This window comes from Dyadobacter sp. 676 (assembly GCF_040448675.1).
GTDB lineage: Bacteria > Bacteroidota > Bacteroidia > Cytophagales > Spirosomataceae > Dyadobacter.
This window is the reverse complement of sequence record NZ_CP159289.1, coordinates 4,890,889-4,917,025: the sequence shown is the minus strand read 5'-3', so window position 1 is coordinate 4,917,025 and position 26,137 is coordinate 4,890,889. Positions and strand designations below refer to the sequence as shown.

Below are 26,137 nucleotides of genomic sequence, written 5' to 3'. Positions count from 1 at the left end.
GGGTTTGGGATGTTGCTGGTAAAATCGAGACCTGTGCTTGGTTAGCTGACGGGCGTATAGAAATTCTCTATTTCCTCCATCATGGCCATGATCTGATCGTCGGTCCATGGAAGGGGCTTAGCCAGCAATGGCGGCTTGGGTTCACCAATGACGATATTATAGCGTAAATACATCGCACGATTGAAAAAGGACCATATAACCGGAATGATCGTCTCGATAAACTTCTGAAAAGTAAGCATATACTCCATGGCATGCATCGTTTCTCCGGCCAGGAACGACTCCCTGATGTATTTGCAAGTAGGGCCAAACAGATTGTAGCTCGTACCGATCGCTCCCACAGTACCGCAAAGCGCGGCCTGGCACATCAGCTCATCGGCCCCGCTGAACAGTTTCCATTGCTCCCCTGCCCTGTTTTTGATCGTACTGATTTCCAACATTTTGTCGGTTGTCAATTTCATCCCCTGTACCTGCGGCAGGGTCAGCAGCCGGTCGATCACCTGCATATTGGCGGCATTGCCAATCTGATAGGGAAAGAAAGGAACGTCTGTAGCCTGAGCGATGCGCCGGTAATGCTCAAAAGCCATGTCGGCCGACGCGCCGTAATAGATCGGACCGACAGCCGAAATGCCGTCGGCACCATGGTCGGCGGCGTGCCGTGCCAGGCGTATGGACTCTTCCGTATTGAGGGCGCCCACCTGTACCATCACCGGAATACGTTTTCCGGCTATTTCCAACGTCAGCCGGGTAATCTGCTTGCGCTCTTCTTCTGAGAAAAGGAACCCCTGGCCTGTCGAACCCAGCAGATACAGTCCATCCACCTTTTGGGCGATCAACAATTCGATGAGCTTTTCGAGCTCCTTCGGATTAAGGCTTCCGTCCGGGTTTACCGGTGTAAAAAGCGCAGGCCACAGGCCCTGAAAAATAGAACTTTGCTCACGCATAATCTTGATTAAAAAGAGTTTGAATTGTTTTTATCCATTGATGTGACGGCATTGCGTCCGTCGGAGGGAGTTGAAAACGCTGGTCCACCGCATTCATATCCTTAAAACCGCTGCCGGTTACCAGGCACACTACCGAGCGGCTTTTGTCCAGTTCGTTTTTTCTAAGGGCATTTTCCACTCCTGCCAGCGCTACCGCCCCGGCGGGCTCGCAGAAAATACCCTCTCTTTGGGCCAATGCCCGTTGCCAGGCAAACACCTGCTCGTCGCTGACGCTGTACCCGTTGCCGCCCGACCGCCGGCAATGCCCTATTACCGCATCGCCGTCGATCACGCTGGCCACCTGCAAGCCGCTGACGGCCGTTGTGGAGGCATTTACCGGAACTGCCGCAGCTTCGCCGTTCCGCAGCGCGCCCACAATCGTATTGTTTCCTTCCGGCTGCACGCAATGCACCGTGAAACCGGCTCCCGACCGCTCTGCTCCCCGGCATACCGCCAGCGTGAGGCCCCCGCCACCGGCCGGCGCAAAAATCTGCGCACCGGCCGGCAGCACTTCGGCTATTTCCGCTGCGATTGTTTCGACGCCCCTCATGGCGGACGGACAATACCGGTAGGCGCTAATCGGCAGAGGAAGGTTATGCAAACGGCAAAGCGCTTCCAGCTGATCGAAAACGAATGTGGTGGTCTGCGGATCTTTGCCAAAGTCTTTCACCATGATCACTTCGGCCCCATAGAGCTGCATTTGCCGCACTTTCTGCACCGGCGCCCCGTCCACTGCTACGATCACACAACGGATACCGGCGGCCGCGCAATAGGCGCTCAGCGCTGCCCCGGTGTTGCCGCTCGATGTAGCAATGCACACTTTTTGTCCGCGCATATTCATTTCGGTAACCAGCACGGCCGCAAACCGGTCCTTGTACGAGCCGGTCGGATTAAGGTTTTCCAGTTTGAAATACAATGCATCCAAACCCAGAGCGGCCCCGATACTCTGCGAACGTACCAACGGGGTCTCGGCTTCACCGAGCAAAACCCGGCTTTCTGCCGCCACCTGTGGCAACAGGGAAGCATGTCTCCAGATGTTTTTCAAAATTGATCAGGGAATTGGTTTCTTTTTATACTATACCCGCTGAAATTGGGTTTAAAACCACCGTCAATGACCAATGTCGTTCCGGTGATGTAAGAGGCTCCCTCCGAGGCCAGCCAGCATATTGCGGCTGCGATTTCCTCAGGGCTCGCCCCTCTTCCCAAGGGCACACTATCATTTACCGCGTCGATCAGCCGCGCGCTTACATCGTCTCCGTCAGCATCCCTGTAGTCGCGGCTCAATGCGGTCTCGACGTACCCCGGGCTCACGCCTACCACTCTGATCCCGCTGCGCCCGTAAGTCACCGCCAGCTCGGAGGTCAGGCTGTCGAGTGCGCCCTTCGCGGCAATGTAGGCCGGGGACGTGCCGGCAGGCCGGTCGGCCATCATACTCGACACGTTCACAATCACAGCCGGTCGCTTCAATGCTTCCATTCGCATTGCCACCGCTTGCGAGAGGAACGCCGGCGCGGTCAGGCAAATGCGCAGGGTTTTCTCCCAGGTTTCAACCGGAATTGTCCGCATGGTTTCGATCGTCCGCCAGGCTGCATTATTGACCAGCACATCGACAGTTCCGCATTTTGCAAAAGTATTGGCTATAAGCTCCTTCCAAAAACCGGTTTCGCCCAAATCGCCGGGCAACGATATGATCTGCTGATTATGGTCAGCTTTCAACTCCTCTTCCAGTGCCGCCAATTGCGATAGGTCTATGTCGGTTAACACCAGTCCGCAACCCGCCGAGGCAAATGCCCTGGCTGTGGCCCGGCCAATTCCCCCGGTAGCACCGGTAACCAATACCACCTGGTCCCTATTCATAAATCGTATGTTTTCCTGTTTTAATAATGGGCAAAATGCCCCCCCAGCGCATCGCCGGACTTCACTTTCACGATAGCTCTTTTGAGAAAGACAATTCCCGCAACATCCGCATACACCGAATGGCTAGCACCGGACACCGGATCGAAAATGCGTCCGAAACATTGGCCTGCGCGTACTGTCTCCCCCAATGCGACCTCGGTCATCAGGATACCATCGGCAGGCGAAGGCATTTTCCCCTGAAGATAGCCGCTGTCGGGACGGTGATCTTCCAGCCAATAAGGTTCGGGCGACCGGCTAACCTTCCCATCAACCATCCCCAGAAACCTGAGCAGATTTATCACCCCGTCCACATAGGTATCGACTACTGGTCGGCGGAACCCGGTCCCGCCGCCGAATTCCAGGTAAACAGCCGGAACGTTTGCGTCTCTTGCGACCGATAGAGTCCGCCCCTCCGGCCGGTAATCGGTACCCCAAATCACCGGCACACAGAAACAGCGGGCCATTTGCCGCTGGATATCCAGAATGCTTTCGTCGGGATGCAGCATATATCCCGCCAACGGGTGGATTTCGTAGGTCAACCCGCCTGTGTGCATATCCACATAGTAATCGGCCTGTTCTATCAACGAGCTGATCCGGGCGGCATAGGCTTCGGAAATCGACCCGTTGAGGCTACCCGGACAAATCCGGGCCAGATCCAGGCCGTCGCTGCCTTGCCGTGTCCCATGCCCATAGGCGTCGGGATTTACGACCGTGACCACCGTGACCTGGCCGCGCGTCAGTATTCCCGGCAAAGTTGCAGCAAGCTCAGCTGCCGCAACCATGGGCTCGTACTCGTCGCCATGCACGCCGGCGGAAATCAGCACGGCGGGGCCCTGCTGCTCCGCGGCGATGAAGGTGGTTAGTTCGTTTTCAATGTGCTCCTTCATAATAGGCTGCTCCGCAGGTAGGTTGAGCTGGGTCAAAAATGTTCAGTGCTTTAAAAAGGGCTGCCGCCAACTGCTGATGCCCGGTCTGATTGGGATGCAGCGGATCGTTCAGCCATTCACGATGAATTGCCTCGGCCGACCGGTTTGCTATCCCGGCATTCCATTCGGCGTCATGATCCACTAGGATTGTATTTTCCCGCAGGGAAACTTTTCGGATCACCGCCACGTACTCAGGGAGCGACGCGCGTTCCGGGGCCTTTCCGGCGATGATCGGGTTGGGCGTGTGGAGGATCGGCACGGCATTCATCGCACGGACCTGCGCTACGATCAATACCAGGTTCGCTTCAAAATCCGCCAGGGTTACCTGGTTGCGCGCGCAATCGTTGGTTCCCAGCATGACCGATACCACTCCGGGCCTGAATTGCCCCACACGCCATTCCATATCATTCAGAACCTGCCGGGTCGTGTGCCCGCTCATGCCGGTATTGACGACGATGTCGCCTGCCCGCGCCAGTTCCCAGCGTAGGCGCTCCGCGAAAATTTCAGGATAACTCCGATGCCCGTGGGTGTGCTTGGCTCCCTGGGTAATGCTGTCCCCGGTAAAAACCCAGACACCGCGCGTTTTGCCGTTCAGCAAAGCAGCGATCTTTTTCAGATCCTCTTCTGCCGAGGCTACTTTCTTGCGCGTACGTACATGCGCGGTCGCCCGGGCGGGCAACAGGCCCGCAAACGCGCCAGCCAGCGCACGCAGGAGGAAAAACCTCCGTGAACGATGATGATGTTCTCTCATACAGCCGCTTACTGGTACAACCATTTTTGCGGGAAACGCTTCACGTTCGTCACCGATAAATGTGTCTTTTTCGCCTGGCTTCCGGCACAATAGCCCAGCAGCACGTCATTTTTGGTAAAATGGATCGCGATATAGCAGTACCAGCCATCCGGATCGGTTTCGATGTTCCGGGTGTTGATCCAGGTTTTACCATCGTCTTTGGAAATAGCCACGGTAAGCGGCGTGCGCTTGTCCTTCGTCTGGGGCTGGCTGCCGTCGTTGTTATTCCACACCAGCAGCAGATCGGACGTGCCGGGAATTCTTTTGATAGAAGCCGGTGACAGCGGCGAGGCAATGTTGCTAGGCGCTATATGGGACCAGCTGGCTCCTTTGTCGGATGAATAAGACAACTGCTGTACACCACCGCTCGCGCGAATGAACATCATAATCCGGCCGTCCTTCAATTCGATCAGCCCCGGTTCCTGCGTAATAATCTGTGAGTTATTAGGTACTGCCGAAGACGACTTCCAGCTCGCGCCCTGGTCATCGGAATAATAGCTGTACAGTGTGGCCTGGTTCTGCCATTTGCCGTCGATAGCGCGATGCAGTGCGACAGCCATCATCAGCCGGCCATCGGACAACTGGATCACCCGGCTGTTGTTCAATACGAAATATCCTTTCTTGTCGGTAATGCAGGGCACCGGCGCACTCCACGTCTTACCTTCGTCGGATGAAGTCCTCATCTGTGGAATACAGTCCGTCTCCGAATTCTTTTTCAAGTAAAACAGGGCAATTTTCCCACTCTTCAACCGGAGCAGCGATACGGACATCACATTCATATCGCCTTCCCGCTCCACGATCAGCCTGTCGGTAGAAGTCCATGTCTTACCACCGTCGCGGGACAGTCTTCCGGCCAGGTATGCAGGCGCATGGTCGCTGGTGGAGCTGCCGGTGTAACGGCTGTATATAAAAAGGATATCACCGTTTTTGAGTGTGATAAAATCTCCTTCACTGTTTCTTGGATTATCCGGACCCGGGTTGAGCTGCAATGCAAGCTGCGGCTCACCGCCCGACGGCTTTTGGGCGCATGTGCAAATGCCCGACGCAACAACCAGGAAGATAAGAGCAGTAAGAATTAATTGTTTCATGAAGTTAAGAGTTTAAGTCAGCAATGATCTGATTAATAGCCGGGGTTTTGCTTGACCTGCGGTTCGAGGCTTAATGTAGCTTCTGAAATCGGGAAAAGCAGCAGATAATCTTTACCGGCGCGGTCTTTCAATGAGGGTATTTTTTCGAATGCCTTGCCAAAACGCACCAGGTCCCACCATCTTTTTCCTTCAAAAACCAGTTCGAAAAGGCGCTCCCGGAGAATGGCTTCGTCGTTGGCATCCTTGCTACCGCTTACGAATACATGTTGTTTGTAGGCAACGCCATAGGCCCGTTCCCGCACTTTATTGATTTCAGCGGAGGGATCCTGCCCCAGTGCGTTTTTTGCTTCCGCCTTCATCAGCAGCAGATCGGCGTAGCGGTACAGGATCACATCGTCCAGGAACAACCGGATGCCGGAGTTGACAAAACCATTGAACTTCACGGCCAGCGACCCGACAAATTTTTGCGTGCCCGACGCCGAGGTGTATACTTCGACAAAAGAGGCATTCTTGCGGCTGTCGTCTTCCGTAAACTGGCTTCGGATCGTCGCGGACGGTGCCCAGTAATTCTGGCCCGCCGGCAGACCGATCGCCGCCTTGGTCGCGGCGTCCAGATCGGACGGTAAAAACGCCTGCGGGAAATACATGAGGCTATAATGGTTGTCGGTCACTTCGATATCCTTGAAACGGACTGCCATCAGAATTTCCTTGTTGCCTTTGTTAGTATAATCAAAAACATCTTCGAATTTGGGCAGGAGGCTTATATCTGCTTTCTCAGCCTCGGTAATGGCTGCCAACGCGGTATTGAAATCCGCCTCGCCCCCGCCAAGCCTCTTGGCGGTCCAGAGAAACACATCCGCTTTCAGGGCATTCAAGGCAGGTTTCGACCAGAACTGCCGCCCCTGCGCCAGGGCATTGGATTCACTAAAAAGCTGGGCAGCCTTTGTGATATCCTCCTTGATAAAAGAGAAAATCTCTTTCACCGGTGTGCGCGGCTTCTGGATGGAGGCCGGGTCGTAACCCTCGGTCGGCTCGGTTACCAGTGGCAAGTCGCCCCAGGTTTTGGCCATGGTGAAATACGTGAATGCCCGCATCGTGTACGCCTGGGCAAGGATATTGTTTTTAGTCGCCTCGGAGGAAAAGGTGATTTGCGGCACATATTTCAGGATCAGGTTGGCCTGGTGGACAATATAATACATCCCCAGCCAGTTGGGCCCGGCCGTGGTCACATCCAGGCTGTTGTCGTGATACCGCTCGCGGCCGCCGGAACCCTGCACGCCCAAGCCCATCACCTCGCTGCGGCCTTCGCCCCACAGGTACAGGTTCTCCGATGCCTGTCTTCGCAAAAGCACATACAGGCCGTTCAAAGCGCCGTTCGCGTCGTTTTCCGATTTCCAGTACGAGGCCTCCGTGATCACGCTCACAGGCGCAACATCGAGGTTATCGGTACAGGACTGGTTCACCCCGGCACATAACAATGCCAGGCAAGTCAGCATTTTATATTTTGTCTTCATCTGAATCGTCATGATGGTTTTACAATGAAATATTCAAGCCCAGGATAATGGAGCGGGGTATCGGGTACCTTCCACGGTCCACTCCGCCTTCCTCGGGGTTCAACCCCTTGTAGCCGGTGAAGTAATGCAGGTTGTTCGCCGTGACATTAAGCCGCAAACCGTTGATTTTGGCCCTGTTTAAGATGGATTTGGGTATGCTGTATGCCAGGGTAAGCTCCCGCACAGCCAGATAATCGCCCTTTTCATAGTACATCGAGTTCCCTCCGCCGATGCCGCCACGGTACAGGTTGTTTTGCACCTGCTGATCGGCCCAGTAAAACCTGGGAATGTCGGTAATGTCGCCGGGTGTCTGCCACGACCTTTTCACATCCGAAAGCAGCCCTATTTCCCCCTGAAACTGGCCGATCATCTGCGCCCTGGGATAGTTCTGGATCGTATGGCCTGTCGTGTAATCCATCCGCAGCAGCAGGCTGATCCCTTTGTATTCCAATGAGTTGGTAAAACCACCCGTCCAGACCGGATAGGGATTACCAACATACACCCTGTCTTTTTCATCGATCACCTTGTTCTGATCCGCATCCAGCCAGTTCACATCTCCGCCATACTTGGTCTTGTTCGCTCCCGTTACCAGGTTGTCAACCGGGCCGGCGGCAGCTTCCTCGTCGGTGGCGTAGATACTCAATTGTTTATAAGTATACATGTCGCCGATCCGGCCGCCCTCTTGCAGGCCGCCCATCCAGGCATAGCCATTTGTAGCCGGGTTCCAGACGTACACCCCGCCGATACGGTTGTTTTCAATGCCGTTGTAAGGCAGGCTGAGAATCTTGTGCCTGGTCTGCGCCGCATTGAAGGAGACATTCCAGTTGACCGCGCTGCTGGACGGAAGCACGCGCGCGCTCAATTCGAGCTCTACCCCTTTATTTTCCAGGCTTCCCAGGTTGGTAAGTACGCTCGAAAAACCGGTCGACATGGGAAGCCTCAGCGAGGTCAGCAGGTTATCGGTCACCCTGCGGTAGTAGTCAAAAAGCAAACTGACCCTGTTTCCGAACAAACCGACGTCGGCCCCGACGTCAAATGTCTTCGAACGTTCCCATTTCAGGTCCGCATTGGAGATGGTTGTATTGAGGACCGCGGCATTGGTCGAATACTGATTGCCAACGCTGTAATTCCCCTGGGCGGTGAAGTCGCCCAGGCCGCTGATGTTCCCATTCACGCCGTAACTTGCCCGCAATTTCACGCGCAGGAGATTTTCCGGCAGCATCTTCCAGAACTCCTCCCGATGCAGGTTCCAGCCAACAGACACGCCTGGAAAAACGCCCCATTGGTTATTGCGCCCCAGGTTGGAGGCCCCATCGTAACGTGCGCTCAGCGATAAGAGGTATTTCTGGTCGAAATCGTAGTTGATCCGCGAAAAATAGCCGATCAATACCTGACTGCTGTCCGATCCGCCAACTGCCACCGGCTCAGCCGAAGCATTAAGGGTTGGTACCAGATCGGACGCCGCTTTTCTACCGGTCGCGCGCAACCCGCTATTGTTCCGATTGAAGTAAGAAATACCTGCCTTTACTTCCAGGTTGTGCTTGCCCGCCAATGTTTTGGCATAGGTCAGCACTCCATCGGCCTGGTACTGCTCGGTTTTATCGAAAGAGCCCGTCGCGTTACGCGTATCCACATACAAGCCCGGCCCGTTATAAAATGCCTCCTGGAACGACCGCGCCTCTACCGTAGACTTGAACAACGACAGCTGGGGATCGAAAGAGAGTCCCGGTAAAATATCCCAGTGCGAGCCGATGGCCAGCGTCAGGTTATCGCGGTTGTTCTTTGCCTTGATTTTATTGAGGTGATACACCGGGTTTCCGATACTCTGGCCGGTTCCGGGCGCCAGCGTCCCGTCTTCGTAGGCATATTTGGCCGTCGGGGCCAGGCCGATGGAGCGCTCGAACAGCGCATTGTCGGAAATACCCTGGTTATTGCCCGAACTGGAAAACATCAGCCGGCTGTAAAACCGGAGCTTACTGCTCACGGTGAGGTCACCATTCAGGTCAAAATTCAGCCTCCGGTATTTAGTGGTAATGGCAATCCCCTCGGCATCCATATAGCCGAGCCCCGCGCTGTAAGTAGCCTTTTCCGTCCCACCGCTCACCGAAACATGGTGATTTTGCGATAATGCAGTCCTGAAAAGAAGGTCCTGGTAATCGGTACCTTTGAACAGCAGCGTTTTGCTCGGATCGACCGGATCGGGCATGCTTTCCCATCCTTCTTTGAGCTTATACTCATTGGCGGGCGTCAGATACTGGGTTGTGTAGGCGGTATTATTGGTGAGATCATTCCCTGTGCCGGAGCTGTTGGGCAATGTCAGTTTGTTGAGGTTGGCAGGGTTCTTAACCGAAGAAGCCACCGTGCCCATCCGCTGAAAATAAAGCCAATCCCGCGCAGAAAGCAGGTCATATCCTTTGGCAAGGCTCGATATCGTCGCATCGTACTGATACGAAACCCGCACCTTACCGGCCTTGCCCGATCGCGTCGTGATGATCACCACCCCATTGGAGGCCCTGGCCCCGTAAATGGCCGTAGCCGCCGCATCCTTCAACACCTGCATCGACTCGATTTCCTCCGAGCTGATGTCATTCATATTGGCACGGATCACGCCGTCGATAATAAAAAGCGGCGCCGAGCCATCGGGGTTGTTGATCGACGTCCCTCCCCGCAGGATAATGCGGGGTGCATTACCGGGCAAACCGGACGTGCTCTGCACCCGCAGGCCGGCGATAGACCCCTGAAGGGCCGAAGCCGCATTGGCAAAAGGGATATTTTCAAGAACCTTGCTGTCGAGCTTGGAGATGGAGGAGGTAATATTTTCACGTTCCTGCTTCCCGTAACCCACTACTACCACTTCGTTCAGGTTGTTCTGGTCGGGTTCGAGGACCACATTCAGCTCGGTCCTGCTTCCGACCCGTTCTTCATGCGTACGATAGCCTACGAAACTAAAGATCAAAATGCTCTCCTTGCCTACGTTGATCCTGAATTTCCCGTCGGCGTCCGTATTCACTCCCTGCTGGCTGCCTTTTACCACGACAGTCACAAAAGGCAACGGCTGGTTGTCCTGCCCGGACTTCACCTGTCCGGAAACTACCAGATCTTGCGCATACACCACCGAAACCGCAAACCACAGGCCCGCGAAAATCATCAGTGTTTTGATCGTTTTGCTTTTAATGTAACGCATAAAATTTCAAATCATAAAGGTTTATATCGGGAATTGTCAGAAATACGAAAGAATGATTGGTTGTTTATTTGTCCTACAAATGTAATTATAGGATTTTAATATAAAAATGTTTGTCTGAAAATATTATAAAAGTTGCCGATGTAGCCGTCTTTAACTTACCTTTGTGATCAAAAGGAAACTGAGATCAATGAAAACGAGCGCACTAGGGCCCATGGAGAGCCTGTCGATGACCGACAGGGTGGAAAACATTCTGAGGGAGTATCTGATGGACAATGGTTTCAAACCGGGTGATTCGCTGCCGAATGAAACTGAGATTGCACAAAAACTGAATGTAAGCCGTAATGTGGTCCGCGAAGCGCTGAGCCGGCTAAGAATGCTGGGGCTGATTGAAAGCCGCACGCGACGCGGGATGATCATGGCGCAACCCGACCTTTTCGCGGGGATTGAAAAGGTAATGAGCCCGTCGATTCTGAGTCACGACAATCAGAAAGACATCTTCGAGCTGCGGCTGATCCTTGAAATGGGTATTGCTGAATTCTTGTTCGCCCGCAAAACCGATAAGGACCTCGAAGAGCTCGAGGCGATTGTGAACAAACAGAAGGGGCTTAAATCGCTCTCGCGGGAAGACGAGATCGAGTTTCATGGCAAACTGTACGAAATGACCGGCAATGATACATTCAGACGATTTCAAACGCTGCTGTTCCCGGTCTTCGACCATGTATTCAGGGAATATCTAGATAAGGGGATTCATGCGGATTTGCCCAACCCGGTTTCTCACGCCGATCTTTTCGATGTCCTGAAAAACGGTACCGCCGCGCAGTTCCGCAACGCGATGTACGTGCATCTGACACCCTATTTTATAACAACGCTTAAAAACGGGGCGCACACGCCGTCCTAACCGTTTGTTCCGATCGCTTGTCCGGTAATCCACCAGCGCAAGCCAGTCGAGGCTGGCTCGGGATTCATCCTCGTAACGAAAGTCCAACAAATTGCAGTTGACCTACAAACTCACCACTTGCGTAGAGATACACCGCATAGACGAAATAGTGTTCGATAATAATATCAGCGCTACACTTGACACCGCCAGAATTATTTTTTCTAAAAAGGCTGATGGGACTGCAAAACACTTAGAGCAAGGTGCAGTACTGCACTTATAATGAACCCAAACATCCCTTGGGCGGATAGTATGATAGGTTTCGGCAGCACCTGGAGATTTCACTTCTAAACGACCGGATTTTTGAAGGGATAAGATCGTATAGTGAGAGAATCTCTTACACTTTCGAACGCAAATCAGTTGGCGTAAAAAGCGTAACGGCTACCGAAAAATGGGGCGCAAACGACCGGAAGGCGTAATCATGGTCGCCCCTTTCTCAGCCGCTGCCGTCAGCTCCGCGACGGAATTGGCTACAACACCTTGGAACCGGTGCTGATCTTTTGGGATGCGATGCTTTAAAGAAAGTTGATTTGAAAAGCAATAGCCGGCAAAACGGGTTTGCCGGCTATTGCTTTCAATACATAACCTTTTTTCATAAGCGAAAGAAATGACTCAGGCTAGTCAAACGGGTTTTTAAAACAGGAATTAGCCTACCGACAAACTATTGGTTTTGCTATTTGGCTTTAATGAATTGCCTTTTTTTACAAGTAGCGAGTCAACAGAAAAGACCCCAGCCCCTGTCAGGAAAAGGGAAATCAAACCTGCGATGTACAACAAGTTAATTTCGTATCCAGGAGGGCCGAATAATGGCCCCCGTGGTGTTAATCCTATTGTCTTGACCGAGCTAAAACCATAGTTGATATGTATCGAGAACATAGCTACCAACATAGTGCAGATAAGCGGAATGGCTGTAATACTTACAGAAAATCCAATAAATATTGCCAGCCCGCCCAGTAGTTCAACTAAGGATGCAACCCAGGAAGTAAGGTGGGGAAATGGAACTCCTAGCTGGTTGAGTAGCTTCTCAAAGCCTGCAGGACTTCCTTTGCTTATTTTAGTCCATCCATGGGCCATAAATCCGAAGCCTATGATTAACCGCGAGAACAAGGGTGCCCATTGCTGGTAATTCTTTCTTGATATTGAAAAAAAAGATTGATCATGTCTGTGTTATTGATTTAATTATTATTGATTCAATGAGCGTTAAGTTCTGCCATAAATTATAGCATCGCCCGTCAAGGCCGCAAATGGCATTGAACAGAGAAAAAAACAACGATAGTATCAAATCAACAGGATCCGGTTTTTGAGATAAATAGGAATAGAATTGAGATACGCAATTGAAATTTTCCGCCCAAAGACAAACCCCCTTTCGGAAAAGGAGAATCGCCGGATCAAATAGCCGTATGCAAAAAGTCGAGTTTTAAGCACGGGAGTATCAATCCCTGGCTTAGGCTCGCCGATGGTAACTTTTGTGCCGGAACTATCGTTTGTGCCTTGGCAAGCTGCTGATGCCAGATACCGCTGGGCAGCCGACTGTTCTGTTTGGCGTGTGCCAGTAAGCAGACTTTGAACCGTCTTTCTAAGCGGACAATAGCTCAGCACAAGCAAGGATGTTATCAGCAGAAATACTGACAGCAAGCGTGTCAGGTTGCAGAGTTTGAAAGCCATATAGCAGTCCTTAGTTGTCTTCAATTTTTATCAAGATGATTATTAATCCTATTTTGAAGCTGCTCTTTAAACCCTTTATCCAATTTTAAACCTGCGTAATCTGAGGAAAACAGTTTTTTGGCCATCTGGTTAATGACCGCACTTTGCTTCATAAAGGTTACGCATATCGAACATCCGGCCAGGTGTATTTTCAATTCCATTTGTTCCCTCATGGTTATATTCCCAATCTGTTGCTTCTCTATTAAAAATGTGGCCTTCTTACAATTGTAGGCTATCTTTTTTAAGTCTGCTTCGGTAAATGCTTTCATCTTTGTTGATTTAAATCCAGTTTTTTTGAAGACAGGACCTCAGATTTACCTTAGTTCTGTGAATAATTACCCAAAAATTCGATGACGTGAGTTTAAGTTCACTGCAAATCGACTCTGTGCTCTGATCGTCTATGTGCTTCATCGAAAATACAGAAATCCATAAAGCTGGCAGCTTCTTCATGCAGGCCTGCAATATTCTTTGGAACTCGGTGTTTTCCAAGGCATCGGGCTGCTCAATGCCCAATTCCGCAGGCCTGTGCTGATCGTTCCAGTGCCCGTCATTCCGGTCAAAAAAATCGGTGTCCGTATCTTCTGCACCTTCTGAACCAACCCCCTTGGCAAGTCCCGACGGCTTCGATCGATAAACATCGACTATCTTGTTTTTCAAAATTGAGGTAAGCCACGTCTTTTCCGTGCTCCTTCCCTGAAAGTTTTCCCTGCCTTCCAATGCTGCCAAAAACGTTTCCTGTACCAGGTCCCTGGCCAGGTCCTGATCATTTATACGGAAGGCGGCATACGTATAGAGATAATCCGCATATCTGCTCACCCAGTTGTGTGGATTAAGCACATTGGTATCAATGCTTTCAATCTCTGAATCTTGTGTTTGCATAAGTAAATTTAATGTTCCCTAACGATTTTTGATATCCGTCCGCCTTCTCATCATCACAGTTCCACAATAAGACATTTCTTAGTCGAACCAGTAATTGAATCCTTACAGAAAATTTTAAAAATTTTTGTAAGGATTTGTTGAAGCACCCGACTAAGCAAAAGTGTACTACTTAACCAGAGCTAATGATGGAAAAATTAGGATTACTCGTCAGGCTGGAAGCCAGAGCGGGCAAAGAGCAGCAGGTAGCAGAATTTATCGAAGGCGCCTTGCCGTTAGCCCAACAGGAGAACGAAACCATCAGCTGGTACGCCTTTCAAATAGGGCCTTCAAGCTTCGGTATCTTTGACACCTTTACCAACCAGGAAGGCCGCAACGCACATCTGGGTGGCCAGATTGCAAAAGCATTGATGGAAAATGCCCCCCCAGCTGCTTGCCACAGACCCTCTTATCGAGCAGGTTACAATACTGGCAGTCAAATAATTGACACACCGTTTCAAGCGCACCGCTAATGATAGCTCATTTCGGTGCGCTTCATAATCCTGGTTTGTCAGCCTGCGTCATTACCTTCAAATATACTGCCTGTCAACAGTGGGCCTGATTTTGGTATTAAAGTAATAAAAACGCTTACATAGACCTATGGTTTTTTGTCCGTTTTCTCACGGCTTCAAAATTGTCCGCTGCAACCCGGTCAATTTTTTGCGGCCCCAAAAAGTTCGTTTTGATCTGGTCTTCTCTTTCTTTGCCGCCCATAATTACACTGATTTCTTTCCGCACAAACCCTGATATGGTAGCCCTGGTAACTTCCTCAGCCGTATCCATTCTATCCACCACAGCAGTCTTCATCATATCTGTTTCTGTTGCAGAAGGATATACTGTCATTACATGAATCGGATATTGATAAAGCTCTCTTCTGATAGCATCGGAGAACTGGCCGACGGCTGATTTGGTAGCAGCATACACACCATAGAACGGCATGGAAGTGTAGCCATAACCCGACGAGACATTTATAATGCCGCCTTCCCTGCTTTGTTGTAAAAGAGGTAAAGTCTTTTTGGTCAATAATGTAAGACCTGTCAGGTTTGTGTTGATCTGGCCAACTATATCATCGTCACTCTGCTCGGCAAGCAACCTGCGCTAACCACGCCCGTAAGGCAGCAACCCATCCTGACGTACTCGTCAGCGCAGCCCCGGAAAGTCGCACGGATATCTGAGATAACCGCATTCGGATTCTCATAGTAGCCAAAATGCCCGCCTCTGGATACTGAACTCTTCCTGAGCAGGTGGCAGGCACTTCTGATCTGTGCAGGCCATAAATTCGATTGAGCCTGTTATCGTCGTTGGGCGTTTAAAAGTAATCCACTGTTTGAAGATCACCTGTTTTTCATGCCAGGAGATCTCCATGTTGAAGTTTTTGTCAAAATCAGAAAGGGCCTTTGGCGTTTCCAGCACTTTGCGTGCTAACTGGTATGCCGTTGAATTATCAAAGCTAACGGAGGTAGGTATAGGCCCATCATCTTTAATAAACTGCGAATAAACATGCCAGCCTTGGTCGATGTCTGCTTTTAACACAAGAAAGGCCTGGTGATCATTGATTTTTTCAGACGAAAAGCTCCAATGCACCGGAGTTTCTACCTGAGCTTTCGTCGATATGGAAATCCACATCAAGCTCAGTATGGCAAGAAGTTTTTTTATTTTATTTAAAAGCTCATTTAGATCTCGTCACGAAGTGCAGCAGCAGCAGCTTTCAACAAAGGCCCACTTAGCCTTTGGGTGATATTGGGATTGATATATTCGAAAAGGATATTGCCCTTTTTATTTAAGATAAAGACAGAAGGCACCGGTAAAAGCTTATCGACATTTTTCCCTCCCGAGGCTTGGGGCAAGAATTTGTCATAACTTTTTGGACTTTTAAAAGCGATACCAAACCGCTTGGCCGCATTCAAATCTGCGTCGGACAACAGCGTATAGGAAAGCTTTTCCTTATCCATAGTTTTACTGAGATTTTCCGGGCTGTCGGTACTGATGGCGATGATTTGATAGCCCATTTGCACCAGATCTTTTTCAATCTGTTGTAGTCCCGATAGCTGTTTGGAACAGTAAGGGCACCAGCCCCCCCGATAGAAAACAAGAATGGTCGGCTTTTCAGACACCGACTTGTTTAAGTCGAAGCTCTCACCCGAAGATTTGACCAGGCGTAATACAGGGATTTGCTCGCCTGCCAGAAGGGGGCTTACATCTTCCGGCATCAACGGTACTCCCGCTGTCATCCTTACCGTATCCGTTGCACTGCCCATATGTTGTACAGGGCTAAATGCCGCAGGATTGTTTATGGCTGCATTCAAATTAAGTGAGCAGAAGCTAATCAGGGTTAATGAAACCAACGAATTCCTCACTGCCGCCTTGGGGCTGATATCCTTTTTCATATTCTTTTTGAGGCTTAGTCGGCGGCGCTGATACTTCCTTACAAAAAAAATCTTTCATCAGCCTTATTGATTAGAAACATAGAATCTTGAAAAAATTTGTAAGTATTTCCCATCCACCACGACAAAGCGAGAAAAACAGTTTATATGAAAAAAAATAAAATCGCCCACTGGGTAACGATAGCGCTGTTGCCTCTGACATTTGCAGCTTGTGATGATCACACAGATATACCTGGGGATTCAAGCGGAAAATCCACGATCACGGTTCAAAACGTTCTGGATTCAAAACCTCTTGTTGAATCTGGAACTTTTCAGGGACCCACTACTCCACTTATTTTACCGGGAGAGTCAGCTACCATCAAATTTTCGGCAGCCAAGGGAGAAGCTTTATCATTTGTGACCATGTATGGTGCGTCAAACGATTTGTTTTTTGCCCCTGATAATCCTGGCATTCAGGTTTACGACACCGAAGGCAATCCCATCGAAGGAGATGTATCTGCTCAGGTAAAGTTATGGGACAACGGTACCCGTATCAATCAAAAACCCGGTGCGACTGTTAATCATCCGGGATCAGCTGACAACAATAACGTTACCGAGGTGAACGGCAGTGATGCCCAGAGGAACACTTATTTACCCGCAGCCAAACTAGTGAAGGCATCACTTAAATATGATGGGAATTCTATGTTTACGCTAACACTTAAGAATATGTCCGGCGGTACGCCCAACGAGACACCATTAAGTCCCGGCGTTTGGGCCGTTTCGTATATAGCTGGGGGGAACCTACTCAATGCATCCCCTCTATTTATGAAAGACAAGCCTTCCGCCAACGGGTTGACCTCAGTTGCCGAAGCTGGGGATAATGCACCATTGAGTACCTACGTAAGCAGCATCACAGGAATATTCACACCGCTATCGCCCGTTCTGGTGGTTATCTATAACGGAATTGATAATCCATTGTATAAGGTCGGTGAAAAAGATAGAGGACAGGGGTTGAAAGAACTTGCACAAAAGGGCGACGCATCGGTTCTGGCCAGTTTCTTGAAAGGGAAAACCGGTATTAAGTCTGTTTATGTCCTTGCCGCACCAACCACCAATGTATTGCTTCCAAGAATTGGTGACCAGCCCGGAAGCAGCGTTTCACAGGATATATCTGTTTCAAATGGAGATCGGCTGGCGATTGCCACCATGTATGGATTTTCAAATGATTGGTTTTTTGCAACTGGCGCAGATGGGATAGATCCACAAAAAAAAGGAGATGCTTCCGAAAGCATCGGTTTATATAACAACGGAACTGCTATTGATCAATTCCCAGGCGCAGGGATTACCCAGTTTAATCTGGCAGGAACCCCGCTCTCTGAAAGTATGCCCATTGCGGCGGTGCCAAATCCGAATGCCTTTACGACACTGCCGGCAATTAAGGATATTGTAAAAATTTCCATACAATAAATTGCTTTAAATATCGAATTAATTGGTTTTGGTATTTGCCAAATGCCCACAACAGCAGATATGCCCTGAATTAGTTTACTGTTTTCCGCCATAGTACATACACCAGCTTCCAAATCAAATTTGGAAACTGGTGTTTTGCAATTACCCGTAGCTGTCGAGGTGTCTGAACTTACCACCTTTACAATGTTCCTACCGTCTCTAATGGCACGGTATATATTGTATCTAAGTCAGCCGGAAGTACAGTTTAAGTTACCAGGTTCAAAGTAAATCAAACTATTAAAGACGTTCATCGGCTCCAAACCTACAATTGTTAAAACAGACCAAATTACATTTTAACGACAGCATTAGCGTACCGCCGCCAATCGCCTACCATTCCAATTTTAACCTCACATTCAATAACTTAACTGTAATATTAACTTCAAATCGTCGAGGAAATGGTTCGGCATTTGTCCCGTTGCGAGTGGGATAAATCATCAAAGAGGGGCGACATACAGTATAGCTTGCCTACCTTGTAAAATAATTCCCAGAAGAATCAATTTGGAAAGCTCCAAGGTCAGAAATGAAGGCAGCCGTCGCCTAAGAGGCCTCAATAGAATTCCTCCGATCCTTGGCAGCTAGCTTCGAAATTGTAAATTTGATATGTGGAACCGGTCAAATTTCTACCAAAGGCATCGCGCAGATTGCTGGACACCCAGTTAACTCAACTGGTGGAGCATGGTATATTATCTAAAACCACCTTTGATGAAAAACCATCGAAAGTTGAATACAAGCTCACCCATTTAGGCGAAAGCCTGATACCCGTCATTGAATCGACAGCCAAGTAGGGTGAAGCTAATCGCAGTATATTAGAACCACTATTGAGCACAACATAAACCCGCCGCGCGGTGCCGCGTAGCCGGTCAGGGACCGAATTGGATGAAAAGTTGTTTCCGGTAACTATAAATAATTGATCATCCGCAGTATGCCGAACACCCAGAGTCTGGATGCTTTTTACGCTAATAAATTCGCCCAAACACCGCCCCTTCCCCCGGCAGGAGAAGGGGAATTTAATGTTTTCCGTCTAGGCCATTACGCTGGCATTTCACATGCTATGCCTTACGCCCGCTACGATTTTTACAAAATCATGTTGATCCGTGGCAGGCACCGCTGTCATTATGCCGACAAGAGCATTGAGTTCGATGGAAGCACGCTTCTCTTTTTCAATCCTGCGGTACCTTACAGTTTTGAACGGTTGGATGTAGAATCGTCCGGTTTCTTCTGCCTTTTCAAGGACTCGTTTTTTATAGAGAGCCTGAGAAATGGTGTCCATGATCTGCGGGTCTTCGAACCAAGAAGCAAGCCGGTGTACCATTTGACAGGACCCCAAGATCAGCAGGTGGCTGAGTTGTTTGAAAAAATGCTGGTTGAGGCCGGTTCTGATTATCGTTTCCGGTTTGATCTGCTGCGAAATCAGGTTTCCGAACTGATCCATCTGGCCATGAAAATGCAGCCAGATGAGCAACTATACTACCATCCCGACACCAATGCACGGCTAACGTCCATATTCGTCAAACTACTGGAAAGCCAGTTCCCGATCCAATCGCGGGAGCAACGTATTGGAATGCGCTCCGCCAGGGATTTTGCGGAAAGGCTCGCCGTGCATGTCAATCACCTGAACCGGGCTGTTCGCGCGACCACCGGAAAGACTACTACCGATCACATTGCCGAGCGGCTGGCAGCCGAAGCCACCGCATTGTTAAAACACACCGACTGGAATGTGTCCGAAATCAGTGATTGTCTTGGTTTTGCGCAGCCAGCCCATTTTACATATTTTTTCAGGAAGCAAACAAAGCTTCGGCCCAGCGCTTTCCGGCTTGTTTGATTTTCGATAGCATCCGTTTGATTGCCGTAACACACTTGCTATTGGACGGCCCTACTTTTGCCACATCAAAAGCAAATGATATGGACAACAAAAAAGTATGGTTTATCACAGGCGCTTCGAAAGGCCTGGGATTGACATTGGTCAAACAATTGTTAGCGGCAGGGCACCAGGTAGCGGCTACTTCCCGCAACACTGCAAGCCTTACCGAAGCAGTAAGTGGTCAAGGCGACGCATTCTTGCCGTTGAGCGTGGAACTGGGTAGTGATGAAAATGTGGCAGCGGCGATTCAACAGGCCTATCGGCATTTCGGCAGGATCGACGTAGCTGTCAACAACGCCGGTTATGGGATCGGCGGAAGCATGGAAGAGCTGACGGATAAAGAGACCCGCGACAGTTTCGATATTAATGTATTCGCGACGATTAACGTAATCCGCCACGTTTTGCCCATTATGCGAACGCAGCAGTCAGGGCATATTATTAACATTTCTTCCATCGCGGGCATCGCACCAAGTATGGGTTGGTCTGTCTATGGTGCCGCAAAGCACGCCGTGATCGGCCTGACAGAAGTACTTGCCGATGATGTCCGGCCCTTTGGTATCAAAGTTACCTTGATTGCGCCCGGTGCTTTTCGCACGAATTTCAATAATCCGGATTCTCTGGTGCTTTCGCAACAGAAAATCGATGCCTATGCTGGAATACGATCCTCGCAGGAGCGATTTATAACAACGAGTGGTACCCAGGTCGGCGATCCGTCAAAAGCGGCAAAAGTGATGATGGAAGTGACTGAAATGGCAGAACCGCCCTTGTACCTGCTTTTGGGAAGCGATGCCTATGCGCGCGCATTCCGTAAGTTGGACCTGCTGGCTTCGTCTTACCAGCAATGGGAGGCTCTGACGAAATCGACCGATTTTGATTGACCGGTTGAAGCGCTTAGATAGTCTCTGAAGACTTAGCCCGCCAAGGTCAATGACCCAAATTGCCAAACTGTTGAGCTGACCCGCCAGGACTTTCTGATGCATGAGAATAAGCATTTTGACCTAAGCTTTGTCACTTAACATACTGTTCTTATCAGAATAGCCAGCGGGATAAACATTGATACTTACAGAAACTACTGGACGATCAGGCTAAAAGTACGCTTGACCGCTCTTTCTTGGACTGTTATCAAATAGGTTCCCGGCAGTAGAGAAGCTAATGGTGAAATCTCCACCGCTTGCGTATCCAGGGGTTTGCGCCTGAAAGGTATCGTCTGACCCGATGCGCTACGAGCTTCGATCTTGGCCGTAACCGGTTCGTCTACGCTGACTCGAAAAGACTGGCTTTGAACGGGGTTCGGATACACTGCGTAATCCCGAGAACGTGCGATGACTGAAACAATGCGTGACACAGTGCGCGTACCGTCAATATCGTATTGAATCAGACGGTAGTAGCTTGTACCGGAATAGGGCATCGGATCAACCGCTTTGTATGTTTGTAATGTGCTGGAATTACCGGCGACGTCGCGGATTTCAACCACTGGCTCAAACGAGACAAGGTCTTTGCTGCGCTCGATCACAAAACGCGCATTCTGTGTTTCCTGTGCAGTTGCCCATTCTAATTCTACCGAATGAGTTGCAACCGGTTTGGCCGAAAAAGAAATTAATGTTACGGGAAGCACGTTGCCGAACTCGTAGGCGCCCATATCTACCGACTCGCCGGCTATTCTTCCCTTGCCTGCCAGATCGGCAATACCAATATTTAAACCTGTAGTATCCGGCGTACCTGCATCTATGCAAGGGCTACCGCTTTGCAAGGTAAAATCCATACTTGCGGCGTCGGTAAACAAGGGGTCCAGGCTAAGATTACCCGTGCCGCTAATGACGCCATCTTGCAAATTGCTGTAAGTGACGGTGACTGTCGAGTTCAGGCTAACCAAACCACTTGTATTGCCCCAGATTATGGTATTGGAAATAACCGCACCAGCACGAGAATTAAGTATACCGCCACCGGAGCCGGCCGAATTTGCCGCAAATGTACAGTTCGTAACGGTAACAGATAAAGAAGTATTACATAGGCCACCGCCATATGCGATTGCAGTGTTGCCAGCAAAAGTACAATTGGTAATAACCGAACCCGTAGACGCAAATTCATAAATGGCACCACCATTAAATGCTGAATTTCCTGTAAAAATACAATTCATAATAACCGGCCGGGAAGTACCCGTATTAGCCATGCCGCCGCCGCCGCCGGATTGTGTTGAATTGTTCGAGAAACCACAGTTCGTAATAGTTGGCGAAGAATTATAGTTAAATATACCGCCTCCATAAGAGGCTGCCTGATTGTTGGAAAAAATGCAGTTGCTGATAGTGGGCGAAACACTGCTGTTATATATACCGCCACCAAGGCTTTGGTATCCACTTGTAATGAAAAATCCGTCTAACAAGGCGGCACTCGTCAGGCCGTTGTTGACATTAAGCATAACGTTTGCGCGATTGCCTTGCAAGGTAGCTTTGTTGGCAAGATTGCGCTGCGCGAAATCGGTCTCAGTACCAATGAAACCACCGAATATTTTAACGCCTTCTTTCATGGAAAAAGCGGTATTGGTCGCTGGCTGATACGTCGCTTGGGCTACAAAAATGCTGTCGCCGCTTGCGGCTGCATCAATAGCGGCTTGCAAATTGGTATAAGCATTAGCCCAAGTGGTGCCATCATTATTTCCCGTAGCATTCAGGCTTACATAAAGAACCGTAGCGTTTGTTTTAATAAAGCTGCTTACCAGCAAAGCAAAGGCTAGGAAAACTCTTCTCATATTGCAGATGTGAAATGTTTAATAAAAAATGTCCGTGAATTAACCTAATAGCCAGTAATCATTTAATCGTTTATTTCCAATATTTGATCAACAACTACTACAATTGTTTCTTGCCCATTCGTCATTTCTGTTCCCTCATCCCGAAGGTGGTTGTACCAGGTCCAATTTTGAGCTGATCACAAATTTGCCGGGTAGTATATTTTCTATCCTGGTATAAGGTCGTAGCAAGACATGCAAGTTCTTTGGATTTTTTTGTTGATCCTTTTTAGATATTCCTAGCCAGTGTTCCCGGGCAAAGTACGTCGTCTGAAAGTGGCTTGACATCACTGAGCGAGAATGATCAATAAACTTACAGATTTTTTTCTTTTTCTCGGAGATTTTCGAGCTAAAGCAATTCTGTGAGCGTATGTAGGGAGCCGGTCCAGGATCTTTTTCACAGCGGTGTAACTAAACTTGTAGCATGTCAGGGCACGCGTACGGCTGTTTGCCGTACGGATGGCGTCATAAGACTTGATCAATCTGAGCAGGCCCAGGCAACACGAACATGATTGACCGAGGTCAGTTTGCTGTACATGACTAAAACACAGCAGGCTCACTGCTCTTTGCGGCATAAAAATTCATTGAACTTGTAATAGTTGTAAAAGTATCCGAGTACGATTTTAGAATCGCTTTTATCAACAAATATCTTCCTGCCTGCTACGGTGCGATTTCCGAGAGTATCAACTTTCGAGAATATGCCAGAATCTGAATATTCAGACAAAAATGTATTGATATTACCGCGACTTTGCAGTCCAGAGTCGGCCAGGTAAAGCTTACAAGTAAATCCTACCGCTGCAAAAACTTCTTAGTACTGTAAATCAATCCATTATTTAATGATTATCAAACAAATGCTCGACTCCATATATCAACTGCATGGGCCATTTCAACCTCATCCAGCGAACAGTAGCCTATGCGTACAAAATCATCTGACATGATGTTGTCAGGTTGAAAAAAGTAATTACGGCCATCACTTATCTGTAGCCCTAACTTTTTTGCATTCAAGGCAACCGCACTAGCACTTACATTCTCTCGGTAGTTAGCCCAGATCGCTAGTCCGCCGTTCGGCCGTTCAAAAGTCAAATATTTGCCCAATCGCTCGGAAAGCAGACGGCAAGTATTATCCAGACGGCCTTGGTAAACTTTATGCGACTTTTTGATGTGCCGCGAAATTTCGCCGGTGTTCAAAAGTTCAGCCATTGCTTCTTCCAGCAATTGATCTCCCTGACGGTCAATTAATTTACGAATTGTGGCGGCTTCGTTAATTACAGCCTCAGGTGCGACCATAAACCCGATTCGGATGCCCGGAGCGACGCTTTTGCAAAAGGAGCCAACGTAAATAATATGCGCTGCACTATCAAGGCTGGCCAAAGGTAAAAGTGGGTCGCTGGCAAAGTGGTAATCAAAATCGTAGTCATCTTCAAGCAATGCAATACCGTACTCATATGCCAGGTTCATCAGACGCATCCGCCGTTCTGCACTCATTGTGACGGTCGTCGGCCGGTGGTGATGCGGAATAACATAGATCATTTTGGGGACCTTACGTTTACACAATCGTTCAATCATGTCTACATCCATGCCATCTTTATCAACTGGAATGAAAACCAGATCACCTCCAGCGAGCTGAAAAGTTCGATTCGCATCAAAATAACCTGGCTCAGGTACAAATACTGTGTCGCCACGACTGATAAGTAGCTGAGCGGCCAAATAGATGGCCATCTGCGTCCCTTTGGTAATCAGCACTTCCTTTTCAGTGATTTGCATGCCCCGGGTACGGTTCAAAAACTTAGCAAGTTCGACCCTGAGCCTATAAGACCCATGTTCGGGACCATAATTCAGAAATTGATTAGTGAAACGGCCTTTTCCTAATCTTCGGTATTCCCGCACCAGTTGCTCGATAGGCGCAATTCTAGCATCAGGAAAACCGTCATCGATTTTATACAGCGGCTGCCGGGTGCCCGGGGCATAGATCTCCATTCTTCGGTCCGTTCCGGCAATGGCATCGGCGGGATGCTTTAAGATTTGGTGATAACCAGGTTGACGGCTACGAATTAGCTTCTTACTGTTTTCCTTAATGATACGTTCAGAGGTATCCGGTAGGCTACTTGACACATAGACACCACTTCTTTCCCTTGTTTCAACCCAGCCTTGCGCGTCTAATTCCTCGTAGGTGGCAACGACCGTTTTTCGATTGAGTTTTAGACTTTCGGCCAACGAGCGCGAGGAAGGGAGGGCCTGGCCCGGTTTTAAGATGCCACGACAAATCAACTGAATAATTTCCGACTCTAATTGCTGGTATAGCGGACTGTGCTCACCGTCCTTTTTGAATGAAATTTCTAGCAATCTTTCTATCATATCTGGACCCTTACGTATTTTAGTTCTGGCCCATAAAGGTAACCAAAACGCATTTTAGTTTTATCCCGAGATTAAAAAAGCTAACCAACCATTTATTATCTGAATTATGACCAACGCAGTCATTGAAACTATCCTAAGTCGAAGTGCCGCTAAATATTACGACACCACTGCCGTCCTAAGTGATGAGCAGATCCGCGAGTTAGTGCAAATTGGCACCACTGCACCGACATCTTTTCACTTGCAAAACTGGCGCTTCATCGCCGTTCGGACGCCGGAGGCAAAAGCCAGGTTACGTCCGATCGCCTGGAACCAGCCCGCTATAACCGAAGCTGCAGTGACTTTCATCGTTGTCGGCCAACTGGTTGATACCAGCGTAATACCTGACCGGCTTGCACCATTAGTGGCAGCGGGCGTCATGCCTGCGAGCATGGTGCCTGAATGGGAAATCCCTGCACGTGATTTATATATGGCCTATCCTCAGCGCCGCCGCGATGAAGCTGTACGTACCGCGACGTTTGGCGCAGCGGCTATAATCTACGCTGCACGCTCACTCGGCATGGGTTCTACACCAATGATCGGGTTTGATTTCGACGCAGTGGCCAGTGAGTTTGGGCTTGCTGACGATGAAGTACCGGTGATGCTGTTGTCGGTAGGGCCTGAGCGCCCTGGCAACTGGAAGCAGAAGCCCCGCAGACCGGTTGAAGAAGTACTCGATTTTGCATAACCATTAATAACAAGCTTAAAAACACCGACAATGCCCCGAATTGAAACACCTACGCCTGAAAATGTACCGGCTGATTCGAAGCCTACGCTCGATATGTTCACCAAGAACATCGGGTTTACCCCAAATATGATGGCCACCTTCGCGACGAGCCCAATCGCATTTAACGCATGGGCTGTACTGTTTGGCTCTTTGAGCAAAGCGCTCGATGTAAAGACGCGTGACAGCATCGGTCTTGCCGTATCTGAGGTCAATGGCTGCAACTACTGCCTGACGGTTCATAGTTACACCGCTCAACATATGGCCAAACTTCCCGCTGACGAAATCATTCTTGCCCGAAAAGGCCATTCCAGCGATCCAATGCGTGACGCTGCGGTTCAATTTGCTCGTAAAGTAATCCAGACCCGCGGCCACGTCAGTGACGCCGACTTTGCGGCAGTCCGGGGTGCAGGTTACACGGATGCCAACATCATTGAAATTGTCGCTTTGGTGGCGATGTATTCGCTGACGAACTTGATCAACAACGTATCTGATCCAAAGAAAGACTTTCCACCGGTTGCACTGGCTGGAACAATATAA

Annotated in this window: 24 protein-coding genes and 1 pseudogene; 8 read left to right on the top strand and 17 right to left on the bottom strand. The window is 49.5% G+C overall.

The features are described from left to right. Positions 1-41: 41 nt before the first annotated feature. Genes ABV298_RS21970 through ABV298_RS21935 form a run of 8 tightly spaced genes read right to left on the bottom strand, consistent with a single transcriptional unit; the run spans position 42 to position 10,417 of the window. The gene (locus ABV298_RS21970) at positions 42-941 is read right to left on the bottom strand and encodes a dihydrodipicolinate synthase family protein (protein WP_353718305.1); all 900 of its coding nucleotides are present in this window, start codon (positions 939-941) and stop codon (positions 42-44) included. Then, complete coding sequence (locus tag ABV298_RS21965; RefSeq protein ID WP_353718304.1) at positions 934-2,025, bottom strand: pyridoxal-phosphate dependent enzyme; 1,092 nt, start codon at positions 2,023-2,025, stop codon at positions 934-936. Before ABV298_RS21965 ends, ABV298_RS21970 begins: the two co-directional genes overlap by 8 nt. Next, positions 2,022-2,837 carry an SDR family oxidoreductase gene (locus ABV298_RS21960; protein WP_353718303.1) on the bottom strand — a complete coding sequence of 272 codons (816 nt, stop codon included), beginning with the start codon at positions 2,835-2,837 and terminating at the stop codon, positions 2,022-2,024. The genes ABV298_RS21965 and ABV298_RS21960 overlap by 4 nt, the downstream gene beginning before the upstream one ends. Positions 2,838-2,857: 20 nt before the next feature. Continuing rightward, the gene (locus ABV298_RS21955; protein WP_353718302.1) at positions 2,858-3,799 is read right to left on the bottom strand and encodes a M14 family metallopeptidase; all 942 of its coding nucleotides are present in this window, start codon (positions 3,797-3,799) and stop codon (positions 2,858-2,860) included. After that, a complete protein-coding gene (locus tag ABV298_RS21950; RefSeq protein WP_353718301.1) occupies positions 3,747-4,553 on the bottom strand; it encodes an SGNH/GDSL hydrolase family protein in 807 nt (268 codons plus the stop codon). The genes ABV298_RS21955 and ABV298_RS21950 overlap by 53 nt, the downstream gene beginning before the upstream one ends. Before the next feature lie 8 nt (positions 4,554-4,561). Then, positions 4,562-5,680 carry a sialidase family protein gene (locus ABV298_RS21945; protein ID WP_353718300.1) on the bottom strand — a complete coding sequence of 373 codons (1,119 nt, stop codon included), beginning with the start codon at positions 5,678-5,680 and terminating at the stop codon, positions 4,562-4,564. A gap of 32 nt (positions 5,681-5,712) precedes the next feature. Next, the gene (locus ABV298_RS21940) at positions 5,713-7,194 is read right to left on the bottom strand and encodes a RagB/SusD family nutrient uptake outer membrane protein (protein ID WP_353718299.1); all 1,482 of its coding nucleotides are present in this window, start codon (positions 7,192-7,194) and stop codon (positions 5,713-5,715) included. Between the two features lie 19 nt (positions 7,195-7,213). Continuing rightward, the gene (locus ABV298_RS21935; RefSeq protein WP_353718298.1) at positions 7,214-10,417 is read right to left on the bottom strand and encodes a TonB-dependent receptor; all 3,204 of its coding nucleotides are present in this window, start codon (positions 10,415-10,417) and stop codon (positions 7,214-7,216) included. 187 nt (positions 10,418-10,604) lie between these two features. On the opposite strand from ABV298_RS21935, the gene ABV298_RS21930 reads away from it, so the two are divergent. Continuing rightward, positions 10,605-11,315, top strand: coding sequence for a FadR/GntR family transcriptional regulator (locus ABV298_RS21930; RefSeq protein WP_353718297.1), 711 nt, complete (start codon positions 10,605-10,607; stop codon positions 11,313-11,315). Positions 11,316-11,996: 681 nt separating this feature from the next. Here the strand turns inward: ABV298_RS21930 and ABV298_RS21925 are convergent. The 4 genes from ABV298_RS21925 to ABV298_RS21910 form a co-directional block, all read right to left on the bottom strand. Further along, complete coding sequence (locus ABV298_RS21925) at positions 11,997-12,458, bottom strand: DoxX family protein (protein ID WP_353718296.1); 462 nt, start codon at positions 12,456-12,458, stop codon at positions 11,997-11,999. Positions 12,459-12,629: 171 nt separating this feature from the next. Continuing rightward, complete coding sequence (locus tag ABV298_RS21920) at positions 12,630-13,016, bottom strand: hypothetical protein (protein ID WP_353718295.1); 387 nt, start codon at positions 13,014-13,016, stop codon at positions 12,630-12,632. Positions 13,017-13,036: 20 nt separating this feature from the next. Further along, positions 13,037-13,324 (bottom strand): hypothetical protein, encoded by a 288-nt coding sequence (locus ABV298_RS21915; RefSeq protein WP_353718294.1) that lies wholly within the window; start codon positions 13,322-13,324, stop codon positions 13,037-13,039. Between the two features lie 10 nt (positions 13,325-13,334). After that, positions 13,335-13,934, bottom strand: a complete 600-nt coding sequence (locus ABV298_RS21910) for a sigma-70 family RNA polymerase sigma factor (protein ID WP_353718293.1) — start codon at positions 13,932-13,934, stop codon at positions 13,335-13,337. Between the two features lie 185 nt (positions 13,935-14,119). On the opposite strand from ABV298_RS21910, the pseudogene ABV298_RS21905 reads away from it, so the two are divergent. After that, positions 14,120-14,414 (top strand): annotated as a pseudogene (locus ABV298_RS21905) (antibiotic biosynthesis monooxygenase). Positions 14,415-14,558: 144 nt separating this feature from the next. Here the strand turns inward: ABV298_RS21905 and ABV298_RS21900 are convergent. The 3 genes from ABV298_RS21900 to ABV298_RS21890 form a co-directional block, all read right to left on the bottom strand. Continuing rightward, the gene (locus tag ABV298_RS21900; protein WP_353718292.1) at positions 14,559-15,062 is read right to left on the bottom strand and encodes an SDR family NAD(P)-dependent oxidoreductase; all 504 of its coding nucleotides are present in this window, start codon (positions 15,060-15,062) and stop codon (positions 14,559-14,561) included. A 102-nt stretch (positions 15,063-15,164) separates the two neighbouring features. Continuing rightward, complete coding sequence (locus ABV298_RS21895; RefSeq protein WP_353718291.1) at positions 15,165-15,596, bottom strand: protein-disulfide reductase DsbD domain-containing protein; 432 nt, start codon at positions 15,594-15,596, stop codon at positions 15,165-15,167. Positions 15,597-15,643: 47 nt separating this feature from the next. Further along, positions 15,644-16,357 (bottom strand): peroxiredoxin family protein, encoded by a 714-nt coding sequence (locus ABV298_RS21890; protein WP_353718290.1) that lies wholly within the window; start codon positions 16,355-16,357, stop codon positions 15,644-15,646. Between the two features lie 144 nt (positions 16,358-16,501). Between ABV298_RS21890 and ABV298_RS21885 the strand changes: the two genes are divergently transcribed. The 4 genes from ABV298_RS21885 to ABV298_RS21870 all read left to right on the top strand — a co-directional run bounded on the left by ABV298_RS21885 (position 16,502) and on the right by ABV298_RS21870 (position 20,578). Then, the gene (locus ABV298_RS21885) at positions 16,502-17,800 is read left to right on the top strand and encodes a spondin domain-containing protein (RefSeq protein WP_353718289.1); all 1,299 of its coding nucleotides are present in this window, start codon (positions 16,502-16,504) and stop codon (positions 17,798-17,800) included. A 641-nt stretch (positions 17,801-18,441) separates the two neighbouring features. Then, positions 18,442-18,624, top strand: a complete 183-nt coding sequence (locus ABV298_RS21880) for a winged helix-turn-helix transcriptional regulator (protein WP_353718288.1) — start codon at positions 18,442-18,444, stop codon at positions 18,622-18,624. Positions 18,625-18,890: 266 nt separating this feature from the next. Then, positions 18,891-19,661: a helix-turn-helix transcriptional regulator gene (locus ABV298_RS21875; RefSeq protein ID WP_353718287.1), complete on the top strand. Its 771-nt coding sequence runs from the start codon at positions 18,891-18,893 to the stop codon at positions 19,659-19,661. Between the two features lie 80 nt (positions 19,662-19,741). Further along, positions 19,742-20,578: an SDR family NAD(P)-dependent oxidoreductase gene (locus ABV298_RS21870; protein WP_353718286.1), complete on the top strand. Its 837-nt coding sequence runs from the start codon at positions 19,742-19,744 to the stop codon at positions 20,576-20,578. A 191-nt stretch (positions 20,579-20,769) separates the two neighbouring features. Here ABV298_RS21870 and ABV298_RS21865 read toward each other — a convergent pair whose 3' ends face one another. Both ABV298_RS21865 and ABV298_RS21860 read right to left on the bottom strand, forming a co-directional pair. Next, positions 20,770-22,446, bottom strand: a complete 1,677-nt coding sequence (locus ABV298_RS21865) for a choice-of-anchor Q domain-containing protein (protein ID WP_353718285.1) — start codon at positions 22,444-22,446, stop codon at positions 20,770-20,772. Positions 22,447-23,325: 879 nt separating this feature from the next. Then, positions 23,326-24,837, bottom strand: coding sequence for a PLP-dependent aminotransferase family protein (locus ABV298_RS21860; RefSeq protein WP_353718284.1), 1,512 nt, complete (start codon positions 24,835-24,837; stop codon positions 23,326-23,328). Positions 24,838-24,943: 106 nt separating this feature from the next. On the opposite strand from ABV298_RS21860, the gene ABV298_RS21855 reads away from it, so the two are divergent. Both ABV298_RS21855 and ABV298_RS21850 read left to right on the top strand, forming a co-directional pair. Next, positions 24,944-25,561, top strand: a complete 618-nt coding sequence (locus tag ABV298_RS21855; protein WP_353718283.1) for a nitroreductase family protein — start codon at positions 24,944-24,946, stop codon at positions 25,559-25,561. A gap of 30 nt (positions 25,562-25,591) precedes the next feature. Beyond that, the gene (locus ABV298_RS21850; RefSeq protein ID WP_353718282.1) at positions 25,592-26,137 is read left to right on the top strand and encodes a peroxidase-related enzyme; all 546 of its coding nucleotides are present in this window, start codon (positions 25,592-25,594) and stop codon (positions 26,135-26,137) included.